The organism is Roseomonas acroporae (assembly GCF_023223525.1).
Classification (GTDB): Bacteria; Pseudomonadota; Alphaproteobacteria; order Acetobacterales; family Acetobacteraceae; genus Roseomonas_E; species Roseomonas_E acroporae.
In genome coordinates this window covers 1-24,385 of sequence record NZ_JALPRX010000148.1, presented here as the reverse complement: position 1 = coordinate 24,385, position 24,385 = coordinate 1, and the positions used below count along the sequence as shown (strand labels likewise).

Sequence of the window (24,385 nt, the reverse complement as noted above, 5' to 3'; positions counted from 1 at the left end):
CGGTGGCGGGGCGGAGGCTGAAGCCGGCAGCCATCAGGGCCGCCGCCTGGTCTGGCGTGATCTGCAAGTCGGTGCTCGCGGAGGGGAAGGGCCCGGCTTCGGACACGCTACGGCGAACCGCGGTCCGGTTGGGACTGCGGTTCGCCGTGGCTCGTTGTTCCCGGCGCTGATTCACGCCGCCGGGCGTGTCCGCCCGCCGGCGATCCGCTCTAATTGCCGTCGGCGGCGGGGAAGGCAAGCCTCGGCCAAAGCGGTTGCGGCCGGGAAAAAGAGGGGTATACTGACGATCTGGGATGCGAAAGGGCGAAGGGATGGCCTGGCAGGCGGTGTGTGCCCTCGAGGCCGTGCCGGAAGGCGGCGTCCGCGCGGCGACGCTGGCGGGGGTGCCGCTGGCGCTGTTCCGGCTGGACGGCGCCGTGTACGCCACCCAGGGCATGTGCACGCACGGCCATGCCCGGCTCGACGAGGGCTGGTGCGAGGGCGGCCAGATCGAGTGCCCGCTGCACCAGGGCCGCTTCGACATGCGCAGCGGCCGTGCCCTGTGCGCGCCGGTGACGGAGGATCTGCGCACCTACGCGGTCCGGGTCGAGGACGGCACGGTGCTGGTGGATCTCGACCGCGCCGCCGAGGCGCCTCCGGCCCGCGCCCCGGCACCGGCCGCATCCATGTCGGACGGGGGGGCGGACGCTGGGGCGGACGCGGGGCCGGTGGTGGTGGTCGGCGCCGGGCAGGCCGCGGCGGCCGCGATCCGCGCGCTGCGCGAGGCGGGCTTCGCCGGCCCGGTCACGCTGGTCGGCGCCGAGCCGCACCTGCCCTACGAGCGGCCGCCGCTTTCCAAGGAGCTGCTCCGGGGGGATGCCGCGCCCGATCCCGCCGCCTGCTGCCGGCTGACCGAGGCGGACGCGGCGCGGCTCGGCGTGACGCTGCGCCTCGGCACACGCGTCGCGCGCATCGACCCGGCGGCGCGCCTGGTGCTCACCGAGGGCGGCGACGCCATTCCCTACGGCCGGCTGCTGCTGGCCACCGGCGGGCAGGCGCGCCGCCTTGCCGTGCCGGGGGCCGACCTGCCCGGCGTGCTGCACCTGCGCACGCTGGAGGACGCCGCCGCGATCGGCGCGGCGCTCGGCCGGGCGCGGCGGGTGGCGATCGTCGGCGGCGGCTTCATCGGGCTGGAGCTGGCCAGCGCCGCCCGCGCCCGTGGCGTCGCCGCGACCATCTTGGAGCGCGAGCCGGTGCCGATGGCGCGGCTGCTGCCGGCGCCGCTGGGCCGGGCCTTCCGGCGGCTCGCCGAGCGGCACGGGGTGGAGGTGCGCTGCGGCACGCCGGTCTCGGCGGTGCGTCGCCTGGGGGACGCGCCCGGGGGGGACATGCTCGGGGTGGAGACGCCGGGCGGCCTCGTCGAGGCGGATGCGGTGCTGGTCGGCATCGGCCTCGTGCCCGACACGGCGCTGGCCGAGGCGGCCGGCTGCGCAGTGGCGGCGGGCGGCATCGTGGTGGACGCGGCCGGGCGCACCAGCGTGCCCGGCATCTGGGCGGCCGGCGACTGCGCCCTGCATGCCGGGCCCGTGCGCGGCCGCCGCCTTCGCCTGGAGAGCTGGCACAACGCCGAGACGCAGGGTGCCGCCGCCGGCCGCGACATGGCCGGCGCGGCGCCCGCGGCGGGCGACGGGACATCCGATGCGGCGGCCGCCGCGCCGTGGTTCTGGACCGACCAGTTCGGGCTGAACATCCAGATGCTCGGCCTGCCGGGCGCCGACGACGCGGTGGCGCTCTCCCACCCCGGCGGCGATCCCGGCGGCGATCCAGGCGGCGATCCCGGCGGCGATCCTGGGGGGAGCGATCCCGGCGACGAGGACGGGGTCGGCCCCGGCGCCGTGTACCACTGCATCGACCGCGGGACCGGCCGCCTCGCCGGCGTGATGGCCTTCTCGGCGCCGCGCGCCATCCGCGAGGCGCGCGCCCGGCTCGGCCAGCCCTTCGACGCGGCGGCGGCATCGTCCCGCCTGCTGCCGGACCCCGGCGCGCCTGCTGCCTGCCTGCCCGAATCCTGCCAGCCCGAATCCTGTCAGCCCGAATCCTGTCAGACGGAGAATCCGGCGATGAGCGCGACGCCTTCCGCGTCCCCCGGAGCGGCCCCGGGCCTGTCCATCACCCGCCGCTACCACTGGCCCGCCGAGGGGCTGACCCGCATCCCGGACTGGGTCTACACCGACGAGGCCATCTACCAGCGCGAGGTGGAGCGCATCTTCCACGGCCCGACCTGGAACTACGTGGCGCTGGAGGCGGAGATCCCGAATCCGGGCGACTTCATCCGCTCCAACGTCGGCCCGACGCCGATCGTGGTCTCGCGCGCCGAGGATGGCAGCATCCATGCCTTCGAGAACCGCTGCGCCCATCGCGCCGCCGAGTTCTGCCGCGAGCTGGACGGCAACGCGAAGGAGTTCGTCTGCCCCTACCACCAGTGGACCTACGACCTGCGCGGCAACCTCGCCGGCGTGCCGTTCCGGCGCGGGGTGAACGGCAAGGGCGGCATGCCGGCGGATTTCGACGCCGGCCGGCACGGGCTGCGCAGGCTGAAGGTGACGACGCATCGCGGCGTGGTGTTCGCGAGCTACCGCGAGGACATGGAGCCGCTGGCCGACTACCTCGGCCCCGAGATCCTGCGCGAGTTCGAGGCGACCTTCGACGGGCGGAAGCTGACCATCCTCGGCCACTACCGCCACACCCTACCGGGCAACTGGAAGCTCTACCACGAGAACCTGAAGGACCCGTACCACGCGACGCTGCTGCACACCTTCCTCGTCACCTTCGGCCTGCTGGTGGCCGGCAACCGCTCGCTGATGCTGGCCGATCCCTCCGGGCGGCACGGCGCGATGTGCTCGGCCAAGTCCGACGCCTCCAAGGTGAAGGCCGAGGACAAGAAGGAGATGCGCGCCTACAAGGAAGGCATGACGCTGGCCGAGCCGCGCTTCATGGACTTCATCGAGGAATTCGACAGCCCCTGGTCCGTCACCATGGCGACGATCTGGCCCAACCTGATCGTGCAGCGGGAGATGAACACGCTCGGCATCCGCCAGATCGTGCCGACCGGGCCGCACGAGTTCATCATGAAGTGGACCATGTTCGGCTTCGAGGGCGACACGGAGGAGATGGTCCGCCATCGCCTCCGCCAGGGCAACCTGATGGGGCCGGCCGGCTTCCTCGGCCTCGAGGACAACGAGGCGATCAAGTTCGTGCAGGACGGGATGCGGAGCGTGCCGGGCGGCGAGCATCTCGTGGCGCTCGACCCCCAGATGCCGCTCGGCACCTCGGAGACGCTGATCTCGGAATCGGCGATCCGGGCGATGTACCGGCACTGGCGCGAGGCGATGGAGCTCTGACCATGCCGGAGGCACCCGATTCCATGGACCGGCTCCACGCCGCGCGGGCGGCGCGCGAGGCGCGGCTCGACGCGCTGCTGCTGCGCGCCGAGATCGAGGAGTTCAACAACGCCTACGCCGAGGCGCTCGACGCGCAGCGCCTTTCCGAGTGGGCGGAGATGTTCACCGAGGACGCGCTCTACGTCGTCCTCTCGCGTGAGAACCACGACCGGAAGCGGCCGGTCGGGCTGATCTACTGCGAGGGGATCGGCATGGTGCGCGACCGCGCCTTCGCGCTGGAGAAGACCGCGATGTTCGCGCCGCGCTACCTGCGGCACGTCGTCGGCAACCTGCGGGTGGAGCCGACGGCGCGGCCGGACGAGTTCCGCGCCACGGCCAATTACGTGGTGCTGCAGGTGCTGTTCGACCGGCCCGACGCGACGCTGCACCAGGTGGGCGTCTATCGGGACGTGTTCCGCCGCGTGGACGGGGCGCTGAAGCTCGCGGAGCGGCGCTGCGTGTACGACAACCTGCTGGTGCCGAACGCGCTCTGCCTGCCGGTCTGAGTCCGGGGCGGCCGGGCGGCGTTCGGGGAGGGCGCTGCCTGCCCCGACGGCCGAGGCGGGGTGCGGGAAGGGCGGAGCCCTCCCGCCATCACTCCGCCGCCCGTCCCAGCGCCGCCCGGCCGTGCTGGTTGTGCGCGTCGATCAGCCGCAGCAGCATGCCGAGGAACTGCTCCCGCTCCGCCGGCGCCAGCGGCGCCAGCAGCCGCTCCTGCGAGCGGCGCATCACCGCGTACATCGCCTTCAGCAGCGCCTCGCCGTCGGCGGTCAGCCAGGCGAGCACGGTGCGCCGGTCCGCCTCGCCGCGCTGGCGCCGCACCAGCCCGCGCCTCTCCAGCCGCACCAGCACGTCGGCGACGTTGGTGCGGTCGAGCCCGACCTCCTGCGCCAGCGTGTTCTGGTCGCTGCCGGGCAGCAGCGAGAGGGTGGTCAGCACGCCGTACTGCACCGGGGTGATGTCGAACCCCTCGCACTCGCTGAAGAACAGCGCGTTGTGGAGCTGGTGCAGCCGGCGCACGAGGTAGCCGGGCCGGCGCCAGAGCGGCATGCGCGCGATCAGCTCGCGCAGCTCCGGGCTGCTGACCGATTCCGCCACCGTGGCCTGCGCGGCCTCGGCGGCCTGTCGCGGTCTGCGGCCTGCCGGTCGCGTCCGGATGACGTTCATGGCCGTGACATCCTGAATTCCTCCCCTTTCCATTACGCCGGAGGCCGTCGCCGCGCCAGCGCGGCGCGAACGGAGGAGGTCGCACCGGCGCGACGCGAACGGAGGGAAACGCGCCGGCACGGTGCTGGCGAAGGGAAATCGCGCCGGCGCGGCGCGGGCGGGGGATATCGTGCCGGCGCCCCGCGAATGGGCGTTGACGCGGCGCGTCGCGTGCGTTCAGCATACCCCCTATTTCCGGTCCACAGGGCCGCTGCCGCGGACGGAGCGCCACGCATGGATGCGACGCAGGAGGGCCAGGCCGGCCAGGAGCACGCCGGGCCGGGCGAGGGCATCGGCGCCCGCGCGCGGCGCAAGGAGGATGCGCGGCACCTGCACGGCCGCGGCTGCTTCACCGCCGACATCCGCATGCCGGGCATCCAGGAGGTGGCCTTCTTCCGCTCCCCCGTGGCGCATGCCCGCATCCGCGCGCGGGAGAAGCCGGCGGCGCTGGCCGACAGCATCCTGTTCCACGACGACCTCGCCGGCATCCTGCCCATCGTCACCCGCTCGACCCTGCCGGGCTACAAGCTCTCGGAGTACCCGGCGCTGGCGCGCGAGAAGGTGCGCTATGTCGGCGAGCCGGTCGCCATCTGCGTCGCGCCGACGCGCGCCGAGGCGGAGGACGTCGCCGAGCAGGTCTCGGTGGAATTCGAGGAGCTGCCGCCCGTCGTCTCCTGCGCCGCCGGCCTCGCGCCGGGCGCCGCGCTGCTGCACGAGCAGTGGGGCGACAACCTGTTCCTGGAGACCCGCTCGGACAACGGCATCGAGGCGGTGGCGGCGACCGCGCCGGTGACGGTGGAGCTGGCGCTGGAGACGGCGCGCCAGACCATGCACCCGATGGAATCCCGCGCCATCCTGGCCTTCTGGGACCACCGCGCCGGCCAGCTCGTCGTCCACATGGCGACGCAGGTGCCGCACCTGATGCGCGCCGGCATCGCCGAGTTCCTGGGCATCCCGCAAGCCATCGTGCGCGTCGCGCCGCCGGATGTCGGTGGCGGCTTCGGCTACAAGTGCGTGCTGATGCCGGAGGAGCTGGCGGTCGCCTGGCTCGCCTGGCACCGCAAGGCGCCGTTCCGCTGGATCGAGGACCGGCGCGAGCACCTCGTCTCCGGCGCCAACACGCGCCAGCACGAATACCGCATCAGGGCCTATGCCGACCGGCGCGGAAGGCTGCTCGGGCTGGATGCGGAGGTGACGATCGACACCGGCGCCTATTCCGTCTGGCCCTTCACGGCGGGGCTGGAGGCGGCGCAGGCGGGCGGCAACCTGCCCGGCCCCTACGACCTCAAGGCCTATCGCTGCCATGTGCGCGCGGTGGCCACCAACAAGCCGCCCTTCTGCCCCTATCGCGGCGTGGCGCGGCCGGGCGTGTGCTTCGCGATCGAATCCGTGATCGACGCCGTGGCGCGCGCGGTCGGGCGCGAGGGCTGGGAGGTGCGGGCCGAGAACCTCGTCACCGCCGCCGCCATGCCCTACACCAACGTCACCGGCAAGCACTACGACAGCGGCGACTACCCGGCCTCGCTCGACACGGCGCGGGGGATGATCGGCTTCGAGGAATTCCGCGCCGGGCCGCGGCGCGACGCGCGCGGGCGCTACCTCGGCATCGGCTTCGCCACCTATTGCGAGCAGACCGCGCACGGCACCAAGGTGTTCGCCTCCTGGGGCCTGCCCGTGGTGCCGGGCTACGACCAGGCGCACGTCAAGCTGACGCCGGACGGCGCGCTGGAGATCAAGGCCGGCATCCACAGCTTCGGCCAGGGGCTGGAGACGACGCTGGCGCAGGTGGCCTGCACCATGACCGGCGTGCGGCTGGACGACATCCGCGTCACGCTCGGCGACACCGCCAACACGCCCTTCTCCACCGGCGCCTACGCCTCGCGCGGCATCGTGATGGTGGGCGGCGCCGTGTCGCGCGCCTCGGAGGTGGTGGCGGCGCGCATCAAGGCGATCGCCGCGCACCTGATGCAGGTGCGGCCGGAGGCGGTGACGTTCCGCGACGGCCGCATCCATGCCGGCGCCGCCAGCGTCTCCTATGCCGAGGTCGGCCACGCCTGGTACACGCGGCCGGACCAGCTGCCCGACGGCGTGGACACGGGCGGGCTGGAGGTGACGGAGGGCTACCGCCCGCAGGTCGATACCGGCCTGTTCTCCTACGGCACGCACGCCGCCAGGGTGGCGGTGGACGCCGAGACCGGGCAGGTCGAGATCCTCGACTACTGCATCAGCGAGGATTGCGGCCGCATGGTCAACCCGATGATCGTCGAGGGCCAGACCTTCGGTGGCGCCGGCCAGGGCATCGGCACGGCGCTGTTCGAGGAGAGCCCCTACGACGCCAACGGCCAGCCGCTCGCCTCCACCCTGATCGACTACCTGCTGCCGGGACCGACCGAGATGCCGCGCTTCCGCATCCACCACACCGAGACCCTCTCGCCCTACACCGCGCACGGCATCAAGGGCGTGGGCGAGGGCGGCGCCATCGCGCCCGGCGCCGCCATCGCCTGCGCGATCAACGACGCCCTGGCGCCGCTCGGCGCCGTGCTGCGCGCGCTGCCCGCCTCGCCCGAGCGGGTGCTGGCGGCGATCGCCGAGGCAGGGGGCGCGGACGCCGCGCCGGCGGTGGCGGCATGAAGGCCGCCGTCTTCGACTACGTCCGCGCCGGCAGCGCCGCCGAGGCCGCCGCCATCCTCGCCGCCGACGAGGGCGCGAAGCTGCTCGGCGGCGGCCAGTCGCTCGGCCCGACGCTGAATCTCCGCCTCGCGCGGCCGGGCAGGCTGGTCGACCTCAAGCGCGCCGAGGGGCTGCGTTCCCTGGCCGGCGACGACGCGCACCTCGCCATCGGCGCCGGCTGGACGCATGCCGCGATCGAGGACGGCGTGGTGCCGGACCCGGCGCGCGGCATGCTCGCCCAGGTCGCGCACGGCATCGCCTACCGCGCCGTGCGCAACCGCGGCACGCTGGGCGGCTCGCTCGCCCATGCCGATCCCTCGGCCGACTGGGTCGCCACCATGTTCGCGCTGAACGCCACCATGGTGGTCACCGGCCGTGCCGGCACGCGCCGCGTCGCGGCGGAGGGCTTCACGCTCGGCGCCTTCGCCACCGCGCTGGCCGAGGACGAGGTGCTGGTCGCGGTCGAGGTGCCGAGGCTGTCGGCGGGCGCGCGCTGGGGCTACGCCAAGCTCTGCCGCAAGACCGGCGAATTCGCCAAGGCGATCGGCGCCGCCGTGCTCGATCCGGCGCGCGGCCTCGCGCGCGTCGTCGCCGGCGCCACGGGCGGCGCGCCGGTGCTGCTGCCGGCCGCCTCCGCCGCGCTGCGCGAGCAGGGCTGGCAGGCCGCCGCCGCGGGCGTTGCCGGCGAAATCGGCAGTGTACTGCCCAATTCCGATGCGGCCGCGCGCGCCCAGCACGCCGCCATGCTGCGCCGCGCCCTGGCGCAGCTCGACCTGACCCGCTGAGGGGCCGCGAACCATGAACGCCATGCAGGCGGCGCGCGGCGCGCCCACCGCCGTCTCCCTCACCGTGAACGGCCGCGCCGTCACCGGCCTCGCCGAGCCGCGCACGCATCTCGCCGACTTCCTGCGCGAGACGCTGGGCCTGACCGGCACGCATCTCGGCTGCGAGCAGGGCGTGTGCGGCGCCTGCACCGTGCTGCTCGACGGCGCGCCGCAGCGTTCCTGCATCGCCTTCGCGGTCGATTGCGACGGCGCCGAGGTCACCACCATCGAGGGCTTCGAGCGCGACCCGACCATGGCCGAGCTGCGCGAGGCCTTCTCGGCGCACCACGCGCTGCAATGCGGCTTCTGCACGCCCGGCATGCTGGTCAGCGCGCGCGACGTGGTGCTGCGCCTCGGCGAGCAGCCGCCCGAGCGGATCCGCGAGGAGATGTCGGGCAATCTCTGCCGCTGCACCGGCTATGTCGGCATCATCGACGCGATCGGCGCCGTGGCGAAGGGCCGCGCGCCCCAGGGGATTACCGGGCCGGAGACCCGCGTCGCCGAGGTCGCCGCCGCAGCACCGGCCGCCCCGCCCGCCGCCGCACCGCCCGCACCGGCACCGGCCGCCTCGGCGCCCGCCGCCACCCGCGCCGACGACGATGCCGGCATCGAGGAACGCATCGCCATCGCCGCGTCGCCCGACGCCGTCTGGGCCGCGCTCTCCGATCTGCGCGCCGTCGCCGCCTGCCTGCCCGGCGCCGAGCTGGTCTCGCAGGAGGGCGAGCGCGTCGCCGGCCGCATGCGCGTGGCGCTCGGGCCCATCAAGGTCGCCTTCGCCGGCGAGGGCACGGTGCGGTTCGACGACGCAGCGCGCGCCGGCACGCTCAAGGGCCAGGGCCGCGACAACGGCACCGGCTCCTCGGCCAGCGGCACCGTCGCCTGGCAGGTCGCGCCGGACCCGCGCGACGCGGCCGGCAGCCTCGTCACCGTGCGGCTCTCCTGGCGGCTCACCGGCGCGCTGGCGCAGTTCAACCGCGCCGGGCTGGTGCAGGATCTGGTGCGCCGCCTCGCCGCGAGCTTCGCCGCCAACCTGCAATCGCGCCTCGCCGCGACGGCAGCCGGCAAGGCCCCGCCGCCGCCCGCCGAGGCGAAGCCGCTCGGCCTGTTCGCGCTGCTCTGGTCGATGCTGAAGGCACGCCTGCTCGGTCGCTGACTTCGCCGCGCTGGCCTGCTTCTTGCTGAATTCCTCGCCGGAACGGCGGCCGTGCGGCAGGCGTGGCGCCTCGCCGCGCCGGATGGCGCAACGCGACGCGGAAGGGGATGCAGACATGAACCGCAGGGGAATCATCGGCGGCGCGGCGCTCGCCGCCGGCACCGCCGCCGTGCTGGCCACGCCGGCGCTCGCGCAAGGGGCGCCCACGGTGCGCTGGCGCCTGCAGACCGCCTGGCCGCGCAGCCTCGACACCATCCACGGCTCCGCCGAGGCGCTGGCGCGCCGCGTCTCGCAGCTCACCGACGGCAAGTTCGAGATCCGTGTCTTCGCCAGCGGCGAGGTGGCGCCGCCCGGCCAGATCCTCGACGCGGTGCAGAACGGCACGGTGGAGGCCGGCCACGTCCTCGCCTCCTTCTTCACCGGCAGGAGCCCGGCCTACGCCTTCGATGCCGGCCTGCCCTTCGGCATGAACGCGCGCCAGCAATCGGCCTGGCTGCACGATGGCGGCGGCCTCGCCCTGCTGCGCGAATTCTGGAAGAAGTCCGGCATGGTCAACCTGCCGGTCGGCAATGTCGGCGTGCAGATGGGCGGCTTCTTCCGCCGCGAGATCCGCACGGTGGAGGACCTGCGCGGCCTCAAGATGCGCATCGGCGGCATCGGCGGGCAGATCTTCGCGAAGCTCGGCGCCGTGCCGCAGCAGATCCCGACCGCCGACATCTACCCGGCGCTGGAGCGCGGCACGATCGACGCCGCCGAGTGGATCGGCCCCTACGACGACGAGAAGCTCGGCCTCAACCGCGTGGCGCAGTTCTACTACACGCCCGGCTGGTGGGAGGGCAGCGCCGCCGTCACCGCGCCGGTCAACCTCGCCGCCTGGGAGGCGCTGCCCGCGCCCTACCGCGCCGCGCTGGAATGCGCCGGCAACGAGCAGTACCAGATGATGCTCGCCTCCTACGACGCGAAGAACCCGGACGCGCTGCGCAAGCTGCTCGCCCAGGGCACGCAGCTCCGCGCCTTCCCGCGCGCCGTGCTGGAGGCGGCCTACAAGGCGAGCTTCGAGCATTTCGACGAGCTGAGCCGCAACGACGCCGACTTCCGCGCCATCTACCCGTCCTGGCGGCGCTTCCTGGAGAATTCGAATCCCTGGTTCCGGGTGGCCGAGCAGGCGCTCGACAATTTCCGCTTCGGCCGCGACGTGCCCCCGCCGGCCTGACGCCGGCCTACACTGGGCCTGCGCGCGGCCGGGAAGGCGGCTGTGGCGGCGCGGCGGGCCGCCCGGCGTCCCCCGGCCGGCCGTGGCGCCGGGATGCCGTGGCGGGGCCGCCGACGCCGGAACGCGGCCCGGCCGGGACCCGCGTTCCGCCCCGGCCCACCGGCTCCCGGCGCGGCTGCGTGCCGTCCGGGCGCCTCCGTTCCCGCCGCGATCCGCGCTATTCCGCCGTGCCCTCGGTCTCGCCCTCGGGCGCCGTCCGGGCGGCCTGGCGGCCGCTCAGCGCGGCGCGCACCGGCATCACCACGCGCCGGCGCAGCGAGACCACCTGCGCCGCCGGCAGCGCCGCCAGCACGTCCTTCTCCGCCTCCACCAGCGCCACCCCCGCGAAGCGCGGCGCCAGCGCCCGGCCGACGCCTTCCCAGAGCGGCGCGGTGCGCAGCAGCAGCCGGGCGCGGAAGGGCGGCACGAACAGCGCGCTGTCGCGCCGCTCCACCCGGAACAGCTGCCGCGCCAGCAGCTGGTCGAGCTGCCCGTGGGTGAAAGGCTGCCCGTGGCCGAACGGCGTGTTCTCGGAATGGGCCCAGAGCCCGCGCCGGTTCGGCGCCACCACCATCAGCCGGCCGTCGTCGCGCAGCACCCGCCACACCTCGCGCAGCAGGCGGCGCGTGTTCTCCGCGTTCTCCAGCCCGTGCACCAGCAGCACCCGGTCGAAGAACAGGTCCGGGAAGGGGAGGGCATCCTCCTCGGCGGCGACGGCGCAGGCGCGCGGCGCGCCGGGCCGCGCCGGGCGCGCGCCCGCCGGCCGGGGGGCGGAGGCGGCCGGCCAGCGCGCGGGCAGGCCGAGCTGCGCCGGGGTCAGGGCGATCGTCCGCTCCGCCTCGTCCCGCCAGAGCCGCAGGAACGGCCCGGCATGGCCGATGCCGAGCACCGACATGCCGCGCAGCCGCGGCCACAGGGCGCGCAGCCGCTCCCGCAGCAGCCTCGCCGTCACCGCCCCCGTGGGGGTGCCGTAGAACTCACGTAGCCCGTGGACCTCGTGCGCCATGCGGTGGATATAGGGCATCCGTCGCCGGAGCGCATGGCCGGACCGGAACGTTCCCGCCGGTTCCGCCGCGCGGGCGGTCGACGCACCCCGCCGGCGCCGCCGGCCCCCGGGCCTGCCGCCGGGCAACGGCGGGGGGCCTCGACGGGGGGCATGCGCATGAGAGGGAGTGCACGATGCCGCTCGACGTGACGCCGATCCCGATCCTCTCCGACAACTACTGCTGGCGGCTGGCGGACACCGTCACCGGCGCGGTCGCGGTCTGCGACCCCGGCGAGGCGGGCCCGGTGCTGGCGGCGCTGGAGGCGGCGGGCGGGCGGCTCGACCTCATCCTGCTCACCCACCATCACGGCGACCACGTCGAGGGGACCGAGGCGCTACGCGCGCGCTTCGGCGCCCGCGTGGTCGGCGCCGCCGCCGACGCGCACCGCCTGCCGAGGCTGGACCGGGCGGTGCGGGAGGGCGACACGGTCGCGCTCGGCGCCGCCAGCGCCACGGTCATCGACACGCCCGGCCACACGCGCGGCCACATCGCCTATCATTTCCCCGAAAGCCGCGTCCTGCTCTGCGGCGACACGCTGTTCGCGCTGGGCTGCGGCCGGCTGCTCGAGGGCACGGCCGCCGAGATGTATGCCTCGCTGCGCAAGTTCGCCGCCCTGCCCGGCAACACCCGCGCCTATTGCGGTCACGAGTACACGCTCTCCAACGCCCGCTTCGCCCGCGTCGTGGACCCGGACAACGCGGCGCTGCGCGCCCAGGCGGAGGCCTTCGCGGCGCTGCGCGAGGCCGGGCTGCCCACCGTGCCCACCACCATCGAGGGGGAACTGGCCGCCAACCCCTTCATGCGCGCCCCCGACGCGGAGCGCCTCGCGGCGATCCGCGCCGCCAAGGACCGGTTCCGCTGACGGCCCGTGCCCGGCCGTCGGCCGGGCGTCGCGCCTCCCCGCCGGCACCGGCTGCGGGCCCCGCCGCCGGCGCGCGGCGGTACTCCGTTCCCCCGCAGACATCCTCCTCCCCGGAATTCCCGGCACGACCGGCACGAGACCCGGCGCGACCGGCACGAGAAAGGAACGCCGCATGCTGCTCCACTGGTCGCCGACCAGCCCCTATGTCCGCAAGGTCATGGCCGTGGCCATCATCCGCGGCCTCGACGGGCGGATCGAGCAGGTTCCCACCAACCCCCACCTCTCGCCGGAGTCGCTGCTGGCGCACAACCCGCTGTCGCGCGTACCCTGCCTCGTGCCGGATGACGGCCCGCCGCTCTACGACAGCCCGGTGATCTGCGAGTACCTCGACAGCCTGGGCGACGCGCCGGCGCTGTTCCCGGCCGCGGGCCCCGCGCGCTGGGCGGCGCTGCGCCTGCAGGCGCTGGGCGACGGCATCCTCGACGCCGCCGTGCCGCGCCGGGCCAGCGCCGCCCTGCCGCAGGACGAGGGCCGGCAGGCCTTCGAGGCGCGCCAGCAGGCCGCGATGCGGCGCGGCGTGGACGCGCTGGAGGCGGAGGCCGGCAGCCTCGGCCCGCTCGCCACGATCGGCGACATCGCGGCGGCCTGCGCCCTCGGCTACCTCGACTTCCGCTTCGCGCACGAGCCCTGGCGCGACTCCCATCCGCGCCTGGCCGCCTGGCTCGACTCGGTCGCGCCGCTGCCGCCGTTGGCGCGCACCGCGCCGCAGGGCTAAGCAAACCTCTCGAGGTTTGCGCATGGACGAATGGCTGAGCAGGCTTGCGCAGCCTGCGCCACGGATGGAAATCGGCGGTGGCCGGCGGCGCAAGCCTGCTCAGCCAGTCGTCCATGCGCAAACCTCGCGAGGTTTGCGCATGGACGAATGGCTGAGCAGGCTTGCGCAGCCTGCCACAGCCGATTTCCATCCGTGGCGCAGGCTGCGCAAGCCTGCTCAGCCATTCGTCCATGCGCAAACCTCGCGAGGTTTGCGCATGGACGAATGGCTGAGCAGGCTTGCGCCGCCGGCCACCGCCGATTTCCATCCGTGGCGCAGGCAGCGCAAGCCTGCCTGGAGCGGATGGCCGGCGGGCGGACACGCCCGGCGGCGTGAATCCGCGCCGAGGACAACGAGTTGCGGCGAACCGCAGTCCCGACCGGACTGCGGTTCGCCGTGGAGCCGTTCCGGCCTGACCGCATCAGTCTGGAACGGTTTCAGCCTTTCGCGCCGGCGCATTCTCCGAGCCGCTGAATCGGCGCGGTCCGGCGGGTCCCTTCCGCAGCCGGGGGAGAGCGTCGGGATCCCGGCGCGATGCGCCGCATCGCCCCGGCCGGCGGGAGCCCGGCGGCGATGCGGCCGCGCCTCTGCCGGACCTGTTCCGGCGGCGTGTCGTCCTTGCGTTAATGTTCTCTTTATGTTCTCATCGCCCCATGAGCGATGCCGATGACGATTCCTGCCTCCGCATCCCGCCGCCGCCCCGGCACGACGCCTTCGGCGGCGAGATCTGGCTCGACCAGGTCTGGTCCAGCCTGACCCCGCTGCACCTGCCGCCACCCCGCCTCGGCCCGTTGCAGGAGGCGGCGCTGATCGGCAGCCTCGGGCTGCTGATCGGCCTCGGCGTCGGCGACCTCGTCGTGCGGCTCGCCGGCGGCTGAGTGCCTGCCCGGGCAGCGGCGGGGGGCGAGGGATTTCCCGCCCCGGGGACAGGGTCCGGCGCCCGCGCCCGACCCCCGATCCGGCGGCGGGGCCGCCCCGCGCCGTCGGCGGTTGCGGCCGGCGCGGAGGCGGCCCATCTGTGGGGCGACACGCCGCGAGGCGGCCCGGCGAGGCGGCAGGTGCCCTCTCTCCCGTGCCCGGGCCCACGGGCCCCCCACCACCCTCCACCCGGCGGTGCCGGGCACGGCGCAAGGACGGGACCGCAAGACCGATGTTCATCGAGACCGAAGGCACGCCCAACCCGGCGACGCTGAAGTTCCTCCCCGGCCGCGACGTGACCGGCGCGCGCGGCACGGCCGACTTCCCCTCCGCCGAGGCGGCCGCGCGCTCGCCGCTCGCGGCGCGCCTGTTCGCGCTGCCGGGCGTCGCCCGCGTCTTCCTGGGCAGCGACTTCGTCACCGTGACCAAGACCGACGCGGTGGACTGGCAGTCGCTGCGCGCCCAGGTGCTCGGGGCGCTGGTGGACCACTTCACCACCGGCCTGCCCATCCTCGACGAGGCCGCCGACGCGGCGGAGGACGAGGAGGTCGATCCCGCGGACGCCGAGGTGGTGGCCCAGATCAAGGAGCTGCTCGACACCCGCGTCCGCCCCGCGGTCGCCGGCGATGGCGGCGACATCGTGTTCCGCGGCTTCCGCGACGGGATCGTGCGGCTGCACATGCAGGGCGCCTGCTCGGGCTGCCCTTCCTCGCGCGCCACGCTCAAGCACGGCGTCGAGACGATGCTGCGCCACTACGTGCCCGAGGTGGTGGCGGTGGAACAGGTCGAGGCCTGAACCGGCCCGCCCCGCGCGGGGCGGGCGCGCCGCCTGTCCCGCGCGTTTCCGCCCCGGCGGCCGGAACGGTATGCCGGAGCGGCATCAGGACAGCGCCAGCCTGTCCCGCACGCTCGGCCGTTCCTGCATCCCGGCGTACCAGTCCCGCAGCGCCTCGCACCCCTCGGGCAGCGGCAGCTTCACGAGCCCCGCGAAGATCAGGCCACCGATCAGCGTGATGTCGGCCATCGAGAAGGCCGATCCGGCCACGAACGGGCCCCGCCGCAGCACCGAGTCGAAGTGGTGCATGCCGCGCAGCGCCCTGTCGCGCTGGCGCAGCCCCCACTCGGCGTTCTGGTAGAGCTCGACATCGGGGCCGAGCCCCGGCGTGGCGTGGTGGAAGTAGACGCTGACGGCGTCGAGCAGCTCCAGCTCGGCGCGCCGGCTCATCATGTGGATCAGGCCCTTCTCGCGCGGCGTCCGCCCGGTGAGGGTCGGGGTGCCGTCGAGCGCGTCGAGGTACTCGGTGATGGCCGTGCACTCGGCGATGCAGGTCCCGTCCTCCAGCTCCAGTACCGGCAAGGTGCCGGAGTAGTTCCTGGCGAGGAATTCGGCCTTCCTGTGCTCGCCCTTCCTCAGATTCACCGTCTCGAAGCGGATGCGCGATTGCAGGCCCTTCTCGGCCACGGCGATGCGGACGCGCGCCGGATAGGGGCCGATCGGCCAGTCGTGGATCGTCATCGACGGCTCGTCGTGGAGGGGCTTCGACGGCCGGTCGTGGAGTGTCGTTGACGGCTGGTCGGGCGTGTCGCGGTGGCGGGCTGCGGAGGTCGCGGCCCCGGCTGTGCCGTCCCCGGCGGTTCCGGCCTCGGATGCCATCGCGGACCCCTATCTGCCAGTTGGTAGGCCAGCCATAGGGGCTTCAGCCTTTTCCGGTCAACGCCTATCTGTCACCTGGCAGGGGATGGGCGGCGAGGTGGACGGCGGATGGGCACGGGCTCCCGGGAGGCCATCCTGGCGGCGGCCAGGCGGGCGGCGCAGGCGCGCGGCTATGGCGGCCTGAACTTCCGCGACCTGGCCGACGAGGTGGGCATCAGGGCCGCGAGCATCTACCACCACTTCCCGAGCAAGGCCGATCTGGGCGCGGCGGTGGCGCGGCGCTACCGGGAGGACATGGCGGCCAGCCTCGACGCCATCCTGGCCGAGACGCCGGACCCGGCCCGCTGCCTGCACCGCTATCCCGGCCTGTTCCGCAAGGCGCTGGAGAACGGCAACCGCCTCTGCCTGTGCAGCTTCATGGCGGCCGAGCACGACGATCTGCCCGAAGCGGTGCGGCGGGAGGTGCTGGCCTTCGGCGACGTCAACGTGGCGTGGCTGACCCGGCTCCTGACCGCCACGGCCGGCGCCAGGGCCGACGCGAAGGCGCGCGCCATCTTCGCCGCCGTCGCCGGTGCCCAGCTGATGGCGAGGAGCCGGGCGGACGTCTCGCTCTACGATGCGCTGATCGACAGCTACCGCGCGGCGGGCCTCCTGTCCGCGTAGGGCGGATTGCCGGCGGGCGGGAACGCCCAGCGGCGCCGATCTTCCCGGCGTCCGGGCCCCGCCTCCGGCCGCCGCGCGCGCCGCGTGCTACCGCAGGAACCCCCCCACGCTCCGCCGCAGCGCGTCCTCCCGCCCGTCGCGGGTGAGTTCCCACAACGGGTTGTCCACCTGCAGCCGCTGGCCGCCGTCGCGCTGCACCGGCCGGATCGCCGCCGTCGCCACGGCGCGGGTCTGCGCGCCGAGCAGGTCGAGCGGCACGCGCACGTAGAGTCCCTTGTCGAACGAGCCCTCGCCGAAGCGCGAGAAGGGCACGTTGGTGAAGGTGGCGAAGGCGCCCACCTCGATGCCGGAATCGAAGCGCCGGCCGAGCTCGATCGTCCCGCCCCAGTCCCCGGCGAGGTAGCGCCCCGCGCGCGCCACGGCGTAGAGGTTCCACCAGGGCAGGTCCCAGTACAGCGAGAGGTGCCCCGTCGCCACGCGGTAGCGCTGCACGCCGAAGCGCTGCGCGAATTCCCGCTGCGCCACGTAGTTGAGGTCGAGCCCCACCGCGAAGGGCCGGTCGTAGGGGCGCCACAGCACCTCGCCCGAGGCGCCGGCGAACATCGGCTCCAGGTAGCCCACCGTCGCGCGCGCGAACCAGTCCGGCGCCAGGTTCCAGATCCCCTCGCCGTAGAGCGCCGGGATCGAGGTCCTGCCCTCGCGCGCGTAGCGGGCGAAGTCGCTGCGCACATGCGGCAGCACGCTGTTCGAGGGCTGTCCGTCGCCGAGATTGCCCGCCAGCGTCTGCTGCACGCTGCCCGCCACGGCGAGGCCGGCGCCGAATTCCAGCCGCCCGCCCACCGCGATGCCGACGTCCCAGCGCAGCGGCCGCACCGGGTCGCCGAACTGGGTGCGCAGCCGCGGCTCGACGCCGTAGCTGGTGCGCGGCCCGGCCGGCCGCACCGCCTCGCCGGGCAGGCCCAATCCCCCGCCGTCCCAGGGCCAGTTCGCCTCCGCGCCCGCCGGCATCAGGAGGCTCTGCGCGAACACCTCCTCAGCGCTGCCCTGGCCGGTGGCGGCCGCCTCCATCACGGCGCGCGGCAGCAGGATCGCCGCCACCTCCACCCCGTTGCGCCACCAGGAGAGGCGGATGCGCTCCACCTCCGCCGGCAGCACCGGCTGCGCCGCGCGCAGCACGCGCGAGGCGGTCTGCGACAGGGTGCGGAAGCGCCCGCCCGCGACCGCGATGCGCGCCTCCTCGCCCGAGAGCGTCAGGCCGAGCGGCACGAAGCCCGCCGCGCGCAGCGCCGGGAACAGCCGCGCCGCCACCGCCTCCTCGTCGGGCGTGTCCGCCGCCTCCGGGGCCGCTGCGTCCGGGACGGCCGACGAGGCCGAAGCGTCCGGCAACGGCGCGCCGCCCGCGACCGCCGGTGGCGACTCCCCCGGCAGGCCCGGCTGCCCGGCACCGGGGCGCAGCGGCGCGCCGGGCGGCGTTCCAGGCACCGCCCCGACCGGCCCGCCGGCCGCCGCCCGACCCGTGCCGAAGGCCCCGACGTCCGGCACGGCCCTCTCCGGCGCCACGCCCGACACCGACCACCCCCCCACCACCAGCTCGCCCGGTGCCGTCGCCCCCGCCGCCCCGGCGCCCGGCACCGCGTCCGGGCGCGCCGCCACCGCGCTCGGCCGCGCGACCAGCGATTCCGGCCGGGGCGGCATCTCCGGCGGCGGCCGGCGCGGCACCTCGGGCGGGTGGTCCGGGTCGAGCCGCAGCGACAGCCGCACCAGCAGGTCCGAGCCGTTGACGAAGGACACGCCGAGATCCAGCCAGTCGTTCGGCTGCCAGGCCAGCCCCGCATTCACCCGCGCCCGCGCCACCCCGCGCAGCCCGGTCGTGCGCGCCGGCCAGCCGCCGCGCTCGTCGCGCAGCCGGTCGCCGGACCATTCCAGCTTCACCCGCAGCCCGTCGAGCTCGCCCCAGGGCGTCGGGATCGCCGGCGCCGACCACTCCACCCCCGCGAAGGGCGCCGTGGCGCGGCCCCGGAAGTAGGGGAAGGTGTTCAGCGTGCCGCCCTCGCCCACCAGGCGCGGCCGCGTGTCGAACCAGGCGGAGGCCAGGCCCAGCGGGTTGCGCACGTCCCCCGCGCTGCCGAGCCGCCCCCAGCCCCAGCCGAGCGAGAGGTCGAACGCCCCGAACCGCTTCGACGCCACCACGTACTCGCCGCCGTAGATGCCGGTGCCGATCACGTCCTGCATGCCCACGGCCAGCGCCGGCAGCCAGTCGGACTCGCGCAGCAGCCGCAGCTTCAGGTCCAGGCCCCGGTCGTTGGTGGTGCCGCGCCCGGTGGTGCCGTTCAGCCGCTCGGCGAAGCGGAAGGTGGTCTCCAGGAAGGGCAGGGCCTGGAAGTTGAGGAAGTAGAATTGCCGCTGCCGGCGCAGCGCGGCGCCCGCCTCCAGCGTGCCGTCCGGCCGGAAGCGCGCGTTGCGCGTCTCGATCAGCCCGGCGCCGCCATAGGCCGAGCCGGTGGCCGGCACCTCCTGCTCCCAGGGCTGCGCGGCGGCGGGGGCCGCCAGCAGGGCCAGCGCCAGGGCGGATACGATCGGAGGCGCGAATCCGCTGCGGCAACGACGCGCCAGGGCGGGGGGCTTCGCCCCCTGCGACCCCCACCAGGGAGGCGCCGCCTCCCTGGCCCCTCCGCCGGGGGCGAAGCCCCCCGGACCCCCCGTTCGGAATCCAGGTCCGGGCGGCGCAACCGGCGAGGCCGAATCCCGGAACGGGGGGTTCCAGGGGGGCTTCGCCCCCTGGCCTCGCTTGCCTTCTCCAGCCACCGCCCGGCCGGTCGCCCTACCGCGTCCCCGCCAGCACGGCGAGCGCGATGCCCGAGAGCGAGATCTGCGCCACGATGTTGCTGATGTCGCGCACCATCCCCCAGGTCTCGTAGGGCGAGGGGTCCTGCGGCACCACCACCGTGCTGCCGGGCGGGATCGGCGGCCCGCCCCGCTGCCAGGAGCCGAGCCCCGCCGCCGCCGCCTGCCCGTTCGGCAGCACGACGAAGGCGCGCGAGGCATCCGCGAAGCGCTGCTCCCCGCCCGCCGCGCGCACGTAGTCGGCGGCGCGCCAGCCGGTGCGGAATTGCAGGCTGCCCGGGTTGAGCACGGAGCCCACCACCGTCACCTCGTTCGGGCGCTTGGGGATGGCGATCAGGTCGCCCGGCTCCAGCAGCGGGTCGAATTCCGGCCGTGCGGCGAGGATCACCGGGTTGGCCTCCACCACCATCCGAACAACATTAGTTCGCAGTAGATCATGGTGGTTCAGATAACCTACTGATTTAAGGCATATCTGCTCTATCTGATCGGGAAGTCGGTTCGCTCCCGTTCGCTCGTGTTCTCCATAAGCCGCCGTTGAAATTAGGGGACAGAATAGGGGACACTTCATCCATCCCCTAGCTGTCCCCTATTGGATCCCCTACTCCGTCCCCTCATGCGTCCCCTATTCCTTGGAGGCTTCGATGGCCCGCAAAGTGACGCCGCTGACCGTCATGGAGGTGCGGGCGAAGAAGCCAGGCCGGTATGGCGATGGTGGTGGGCTCTATCTGCTGGTGCGCAGCGAGGAGGGGCGCTTCTGGGTGTTCCGGTATGTGCTGGGCGGCCGGATGCGCGAAATGGGGCTTGGCCGGGCCGCCGGCAAAGGCATGGTGTCCCTGGCTGAGGCACGCACCAAAGCAAAGGCGCTCATGCAGCAGGTGCGCGCCGGGATCGACCCGCTCCAGCAGCGCGCCGCCGAGGCCGAGGCCGCCGTCACCGCGGCCATGGCTGAGGAGGCAGTGGCGGCGCGCAGGCAGACGTTCCGCTCCGTCGCGGAGCTGTACATCAGCGCCCATGAGAAGAGCTGGCGGAACGCCAAGCATGCGGCGCAGTGGCATTCCTCTCTGGCAACCCATGCCTATCCCGTGCTGGGCGACATGCCGGTCGAGGACATCGATACGGGCCACGTGATGCAGGTTCTTGAGCCTATCTGGCACAGGACGACGGAGACGGCATCCCGTGTGCGTGGCCGGATCGAGGCGATCCTTTCCTATGCAGCCACCCACCAATGGCGAGGCGGTGACAACCCGGCCCGGTGGAGAGGGCACCTCGCGAACCTGCTGCCACCACCAGGCCGGGTGAAGCCCGTTGAACATCTCTCGGCTCTGCCATGGCGAGAGATGGCTGCTTTCATGGCTGATCTTCGAGCCAGGGAAGGGGTGGCCGCACTCGCATTGGAGTTCGCGATCCTGACCGCCGCCCGGAGCGGCGAGGTGCGCGGCATGGTGTGGGGCGAGGTTAACACGGAGAGAGCATTGTGGGTCGTGCCGCCCGGCAGGATGAAGGCCGGGAAGGAGCATCGTGTGCCGCTCTCCGCTTCCGCCCTGAAGGTGCTGATGAAGATGCAGCCGCTGCGCGATCGGCAGCGTGGCGATCTGGTGTTCCCCAGCCCCATCCGTCTCGGCGCAAAGCTATCCGACCAGACGCTTACCGCCCTGCTGATGAGGATGGAGCGCAGCGGCCTGACGGTTCACGGCTTCCGTAGCAGCTTCCGCGATTGGGCCGCCGAGGCGACCAGCTATTCGAACGATCTCGCAGAAATGGCATTGGCGCATCGGACCGGCAGCAAGGTCGAGGCCGCGTATCGCCGCGGCGACATGCTGGAGAAGCGAGCACGGCTCATGGCCGATTGGGCCGCTTGGTGTGATCGGCAGCCATAGGCTTGTGGTGTGAGCCCTGCCGTATCGGCAATGGCTGCGGGGGGGGGCAGGCCGCCGAGGCGGTGCCGGCGCGTATGCCGTGATCGTCCGACCCCCTATCTCTCGCACACGAATTTCGTTTTCAGGAATTCCATCCTTCCTTCCGAAAACAGCCTCCAACCACCTCGGCCAGGGCCCTGCCACCCCTTCGCGGCGCGCACCGAACACGCGTTTTCATCCAGGGTATGTCGATTTCTGGTCGGAACCGTCGGAACCGGTCGGAACCAAGCCAATATCAATGGCTTACATGGTCGGACCCGTCGGAACCATGGTCGGAACCGGTCGGAACCGCTAGCACGTATGCAACGATCGCTCGGCGACGCCGAGACCACCCCCCAGGCGCCTTTGCTCGTGCATCTTCCAGTCTCCATCGGGTAATGTGCAGAGGCGCCGCCATCTTCGTGGCGATGAACCGCTGCTAACCAAGGCGATGGCTGGATGCCCGACGTGACCGACGATGCCGTGCCCGAGCAGCCGGAGACCGAGCCGGAGCCGCCCGAAGCCGCGTCGCTGACGCCGCGGCAGCGCCGGTTCGTGGAGGAGTATCTGCGGGACCTGAACGCGACGCAGGCGGCGATCCGGGCGGGGTACAGCGAGGCTACGGCGGAGCAGCAGGGGCCGCGGCTGTTGGGGAATGCTGGAGTGGCCACCGCGATCCGCATCGCCCTGGAGACGCAGCGCAACCGCACCGGCCTCGACGCCGACCGCGTGGTGCGCGAGCTGGAGCGCATCGCCTTCTCTGACCCGCGCGGCATCTTCAACGGGACGTCGCTGTTGCCGCCGAGCGAGTGGTCGGACGACGCCGCGGCGGCGATCCAGTCGATCAAGGTGGTCACGCGCAAGGTCGGCGAGGGCGAGGTGGAGTACGTCGCCGAGATCCGTCATTGGCCCAAGACGGCCGCGCTCGACACGCTGGCCAAGCGGGTATGGCCCGAGCGGCGGGGCCGGCCGGTGCGGTTCGAGATGCCGGAGGTGCGCAGCGCCGCCGATGCGGTGGTGGCGCTGGGCAGGATCGCCTCGGCGGCGGCGGCCGGGACGCTGACGCCGGAGGAGGCGCAGGCGCTCGCGGCGGTGATCGAGGGCCAGCGCAAGGCGCACGAGACGCTGATCCTGGAGGAGCGCATCGCGGCGCTGGAGGCGCGTCGGCAGGAGACTTGAGCCGAGTGGATCGTCGCCAAGCCGCCGCAGGGTCTCGGCTCCACGATCGAGCGCGTCCGCCAGCTCGTCATGGCCACCTTCATCTGGGCGAGGTGCGCTGGGATCGGCTCAGCGGCTGCCGCTCGTCCTCTCAGCAAGGGCATCCAGCCTCGCGAGCTCATCGGCCGTGACGAAGGCAGCGCAGCGGGCTTCGTCGCGGTTCGGGAGGGGGAAGACTTCTTCGGCGATCTGCCAGGACGCCGTCATCGCGCCTTTCAGGCGTTCGTACACACGCACTGACTGACCTCCCGCTTGCGCAGCCACGCCGTCGAATTCGTTGACCGCGGCCGTGCCGACGAGATCGAACCACCGCATGTCGCGATGGCCGCAGCGCACCGCTGCCGTGGCACGGAAGCCGATCAGGGCAGCCCGCTCGATGCCGGCCTTGATCTGGCCTTCTACTTCCGCAGAAAGCGTCCTGTGGTCCTGCTGCCAGACAACGGCGGCGCCGAGCCCCAATCCCGCCGCGACCAGCATGATGATCAGTAAGCGTCGCATGTCGGTGCTCCTTGGGAGGCAAGCATGAACAGCTTTCCCGACATATCGCTGACGCTCGGCCAGTAACTTCGTGTCGATGTTCTTTGCATTCCGGCGTGCTTTGTGTCAGCCACATGGATGCCGCCTGCATCGTCGCGACGGCACCGGAGAACGATGAGATGCAAGGCGCAGTAACGAACAACCTCAAGCGCCGGCTAGCCGATCTGGAGCAGAAGTCCGCCGGCGGCATGCGCGTGCTGCGCGGCCCGGCGGGGCTCGACGGCGACGCGCTGACGGCCTGGGGGCGTGAGCAGATGCAGGGCCGGCCGGTCGGCCTGCTGGTGCTGGTGCGCACCTTCGGCGATGGCGTGGAGGCGGTGTCGTGAGCGGCAGCATTGCCCGGCTGGGCTTCTGGGACGACCCGGCAGGCTATCTCGGCAACGCGCTCGCCGGTGACAGCGGCGACGGCTCGGATGGCCTGATCCAGCTCTCGCGCGAGCAGCAGGCGGCGCGCGGCCGGCAGAACCTGATGACGCTCGGCGCCTCCCTGCTGGCGCAATCCGGCCCGCGTGCCGGCGGCGTGCCGGTGACGTTCGGCCAAGGGCTGGGCAATGCGCTGATGCAACTCCAGCAGCAGACCGACACCAACGACACGCGGGACCTGCGTCGGGCGCAGGTCGGCGCGCAGGTGATGACGGCGCGCGCGCGGCAGCAGGAGGTGGAGGACCAGCGGCGCAACATGCAGCTGCTGGCGCAGTGGGCCCGCTCGAACAGCGGCATGGGCGGGGCGGCGCCGCCCCCAGATGGTCAGACGCCCCTGCCGCAGGGCGCCCCTCTGTCCGGCGTCGGCGGCCCGCTGCCCGGCGCCGGCAGCGGTGGCGTAGTGGACGGCATCATCGGGGCCGAGAGCGGCGGCGACTCGAACGCGCGCAACCCGCGCAGCAGCGCCACCGGGCCGGGGCAGTTCATCGACGGGACCTGGGTGAACGGCTGGCAGCGGTTCGGGCAGCAGGTGGCGCAGGCGACGGGGCGGCCTGAACTGGCCAGCCTGAGCTGCTCCAACGAGGCCGACCGGCCGCGCATCATGGCGCTACGCACCGATCCGGCGGCGGCGCGGGCGATGACCAGCGCCTTCGTCGGCAACGTCTACCAGCCGGCGCTCGACCGGGCGCTCGGGCCGGGCAACGCCACGCCGATCGACTTCTACGCGCTGCACTTCCTCGGCCCCGAGGCCGGGGCGCGGCTGGCGCAGGCGCAGCGGTCCAACCCGGGCCAGCCGATCACGGCGGTGCTGCCCGAGGGGATGCGCGACCGGGTGCTGGCGGCGAACCCGCAGCTTCGCGGACCGGACGGCACGCCGCGCAGCGTGGGCGAGGTGTACGCGCAGCTCGGGCAGGCGCTCTCGCGGCGGGTCGGTGGCGGCCGGCAGGTGGCGGCGGCGACGCCGACCGTGATGAGCGACGCGCCGGG

Annotated in this window: 21 protein-coding genes; 15 read left to right on the top strand and 6 right to left on the bottom strand. The window is 73.6% G+C overall.

The annotated features are described in order from the left end of the window. Window positions 1-326 precede the first annotated feature (326 nt). The gene (locus M0638_RS26075; RefSeq protein WP_248669877.1) at window positions 327-3,380 is read left to right on the top strand and encodes an FAD-dependent oxidoreductase; all 3,054 of its coding nucleotides are present in this window, start codon (window positions 327-329) and stop codon (window positions 3,378-3,380) included. A gap of 2 nt (window positions 3,381-3,382) precedes the next feature. Then, a complete protein-coding gene (locus tag M0638_RS26070) occupies window positions 3,383-3,925 on the top strand; it encodes an aromatic-ring-hydroxylating dioxygenase subunit beta (RefSeq protein WP_248669876.1) in 543 nt (180 codons plus the stop codon). An 88-nt stretch (window positions 3,926-4,013) separates the two neighbouring features. Here the strand turns inward: M0638_RS26070 and M0638_RS26065 are convergent, their stop codons facing one another. Next, window positions 4,014-4,586, bottom strand: a complete 573-nt coding sequence (locus M0638_RS26065) for a MarR family winged helix-turn-helix transcriptional regulator (RefSeq protein ID WP_248669875.1) — start codon at window positions 4,584-4,586, stop codon at window positions 4,014-4,016. Window positions 4,587-4,859: 273 nt separating this feature from the next. On the opposite strand from M0638_RS26065, the gene M0638_RS26060 reads away from it, so the two are divergent. The 4 genes from M0638_RS26060 to M0638_RS26040 all read left to right on the top strand — a co-directional run bounded on the left by M0638_RS26060 (window position 4,860) and on the right by M0638_RS26040 (window position 10,485). Further along, window positions 4,860-7,256, top strand: a complete 2,397-nt coding sequence (locus M0638_RS26060) for a xanthine dehydrogenase family protein molybdopterin-binding subunit (protein WP_248669874.1) — start codon at window positions 4,860-4,862, stop codon at window positions 7,254-7,256. Next, window positions 7,253-8,080 carry an FAD binding domain-containing protein gene (locus tag M0638_RS26055; RefSeq protein WP_248669873.1) on the top strand — a complete coding sequence of 276 codons (828 nt, stop codon included), beginning with the start codon at window positions 7,253-7,255 and terminating at the stop codon, window positions 8,078-8,080. The genes M0638_RS26060 and M0638_RS26055 overlap by 4 nt, the downstream gene beginning before the upstream one ends. 13 nt (window positions 8,081-8,093) lie before the next feature. Next, window positions 8,094-9,272, top strand: a complete 1,179-nt coding sequence (locus tag M0638_RS29190; protein ID WP_345893075.1) for a xanthine dehydrogenase family Fe-S subunit — start codon at window positions 8,094-8,096, stop codon at window positions 9,270-9,272. A gap of 115 nt (window positions 9,273-9,387) precedes the next feature. Further along, window positions 9,388-10,485, top strand: a complete 1,098-nt coding sequence (locus M0638_RS26040; protein ID WP_248669872.1) for a TRAP transporter substrate-binding protein — start codon at window positions 9,388-9,390, stop codon at window positions 10,483-10,485. A 217-nt stretch (window positions 10,486-10,702) separates the two neighbouring features. Here M0638_RS26040 and M0638_RS29010 read toward each other — a convergent pair whose 3' ends face one another. Next, complete coding sequence (locus M0638_RS29010) at window positions 10,703-11,548, bottom strand: class I SAM-dependent methyltransferase (protein ID WP_282572307.1); 846 nt, start codon at window positions 11,546-11,548, stop codon at window positions 10,703-10,705. A 155-nt stretch (window positions 11,549-11,703) separates the two neighbouring features. Between M0638_RS29010 and gloB the strand changes: the two genes are divergently transcribed. The 4 genes from gloB to M0638_RS26015 all read left to right on the top strand — a co-directional run bounded on the left by gloB (window position 11,704) and on the right by M0638_RS26015 (window position 14,960). Further along, a complete protein-coding gene (gene gloB / locus M0638_RS26030; protein WP_248669871.1) occupies window positions 11,704-12,432 on the top strand; it encodes a hydroxyacylglutathione hydrolase in 729 nt (242 codons plus the stop codon). 172 nt (window positions 12,433-12,604) lie between these two features. Beyond that, window positions 12,605-13,207, top strand: a complete 603-nt coding sequence (locus tag M0638_RS26025; RefSeq protein ID WP_248669870.1) for a glutathione S-transferase N-terminal domain-containing protein — start codon at window positions 12,605-12,607, stop codon at window positions 13,205-13,207. Window positions 13,208-13,899: 692 nt separating this feature from the next. Further along, entirely contained in the window at window positions 13,900-14,124 is a 225-nt protein-coding gene (locus M0638_RS26020) for a hypothetical protein (RefSeq protein WP_248669869.1), read from the top strand. Window positions 14,125-14,396: 272 nt separating this feature from the next. Next, window positions 14,397-14,960: a NifU family protein gene (locus M0638_RS26015; RefSeq protein WP_248669868.1), complete on the top strand. Its 564-nt coding sequence runs from the start codon at window positions 14,397-14,399 to the stop codon at window positions 14,958-14,960. Window positions 14,961-15,044: 84 nt separating this feature from the next. Here the strand turns inward: M0638_RS26015 and M0638_RS26010 are convergent, their stop codons facing one another. Then, complete coding sequence (locus M0638_RS26010) at window positions 15,045-15,680, bottom strand: glutathione S-transferase (RefSeq protein ID WP_248669867.1); 636 nt, start codon at window positions 15,678-15,680, stop codon at window positions 15,045-15,047. Between the two features lie 246 nt (window positions 15,681-15,926). Between M0638_RS26010 and M0638_RS26005 the strand changes: the two genes are divergently transcribed. After that, entirely contained in the window at window positions 15,927-16,481 is a 555-nt protein-coding gene (locus tag M0638_RS26005; protein WP_248669866.1) for a TetR/AcrR family transcriptional regulator, read from the top strand. A gap of 87 nt (window positions 16,482-16,568) precedes the next feature. Here the strand turns inward: M0638_RS26005 and M0638_RS26000 are convergent, their stop codons facing one another. Both M0638_RS26000 and M0638_RS25995 read right to left on the bottom strand, forming a co-directional pair. Next, the gene (locus M0638_RS26000) at window positions 16,569-18,992 is read right to left on the bottom strand and encodes a YjbH domain-containing protein (protein ID WP_248669865.1); all 2,424 of its coding nucleotides are present in this window, start codon (window positions 18,990-18,992) and stop codon (window positions 16,569-16,571) included. A gap of 310 nt (window positions 18,993-19,302) precedes the next feature. Beyond that, window positions 19,303-19,734 carry a capsule biosynthesis GfcC family protein gene (locus M0638_RS25995; protein ID WP_248669864.1) on the bottom strand — a complete coding sequence of 144 codons (432 nt, stop codon included), beginning with the start codon at window positions 19,732-19,734 and terminating at the stop codon, window positions 19,303-19,305. A gap of 232 nt (window positions 19,735-19,966) precedes the next feature. Here M0638_RS25995 and M0638_RS25990 point away from each other — a divergent pair, with 232 nt between their 5' ends. Then, window positions 19,967-21,202: a tyrosine-type recombinase/integrase gene (locus M0638_RS25990; RefSeq protein ID WP_248669863.1), complete on the top strand. Its 1,236-nt coding sequence runs from the start codon at window positions 19,967-19,969 to the stop codon at window positions 21,200-21,202. A gap of 477 nt (window positions 21,203-21,679) precedes the next feature. Continuing rightward, window positions 21,680-22,399: a terminase small subunit gene (locus M0638_RS25985; RefSeq protein WP_248669862.1), complete on the top strand. Its 720-nt coding sequence runs from the start codon at window positions 21,680-21,682 to the stop codon at window positions 22,397-22,399. A 108-nt stretch (window positions 22,400-22,507) separates the two neighbouring features. Here the strand turns inward: M0638_RS25985 and M0638_RS25980 are convergent, their stop codons facing one another. Next, the gene (locus M0638_RS25980) at window positions 22,508-22,936 is read right to left on the bottom strand and encodes a hypothetical protein (protein ID WP_248669861.1); all 429 of its coding nucleotides are present in this window, start codon (window positions 22,934-22,936) and stop codon (window positions 22,508-22,510) included. 158 nt (window positions 22,937-23,094) lie between these two features. Between M0638_RS25980 and M0638_RS25975 the strand changes: the two genes are divergently transcribed. Together M0638_RS25975 and M0638_RS25970 are read left to right on the top strand one after the other, a co-directional pair. After that, a complete protein-coding gene (locus M0638_RS25975) occupies window positions 23,095-23,301 on the top strand; it encodes a hypothetical protein (RefSeq protein ID WP_248669860.1) in 207 nt (68 codons plus the stop codon). Then, window positions 23,298-24,385 (top strand): lytic transglycosylase domain-containing protein (locus M0638_RS25970; RefSeq protein WP_248669859.1); only part of this gene is annotated, 1,088 nt, incomplete at its 3' end. The genes M0638_RS25975 and M0638_RS25970, both read left to right, overlap by 4 nt.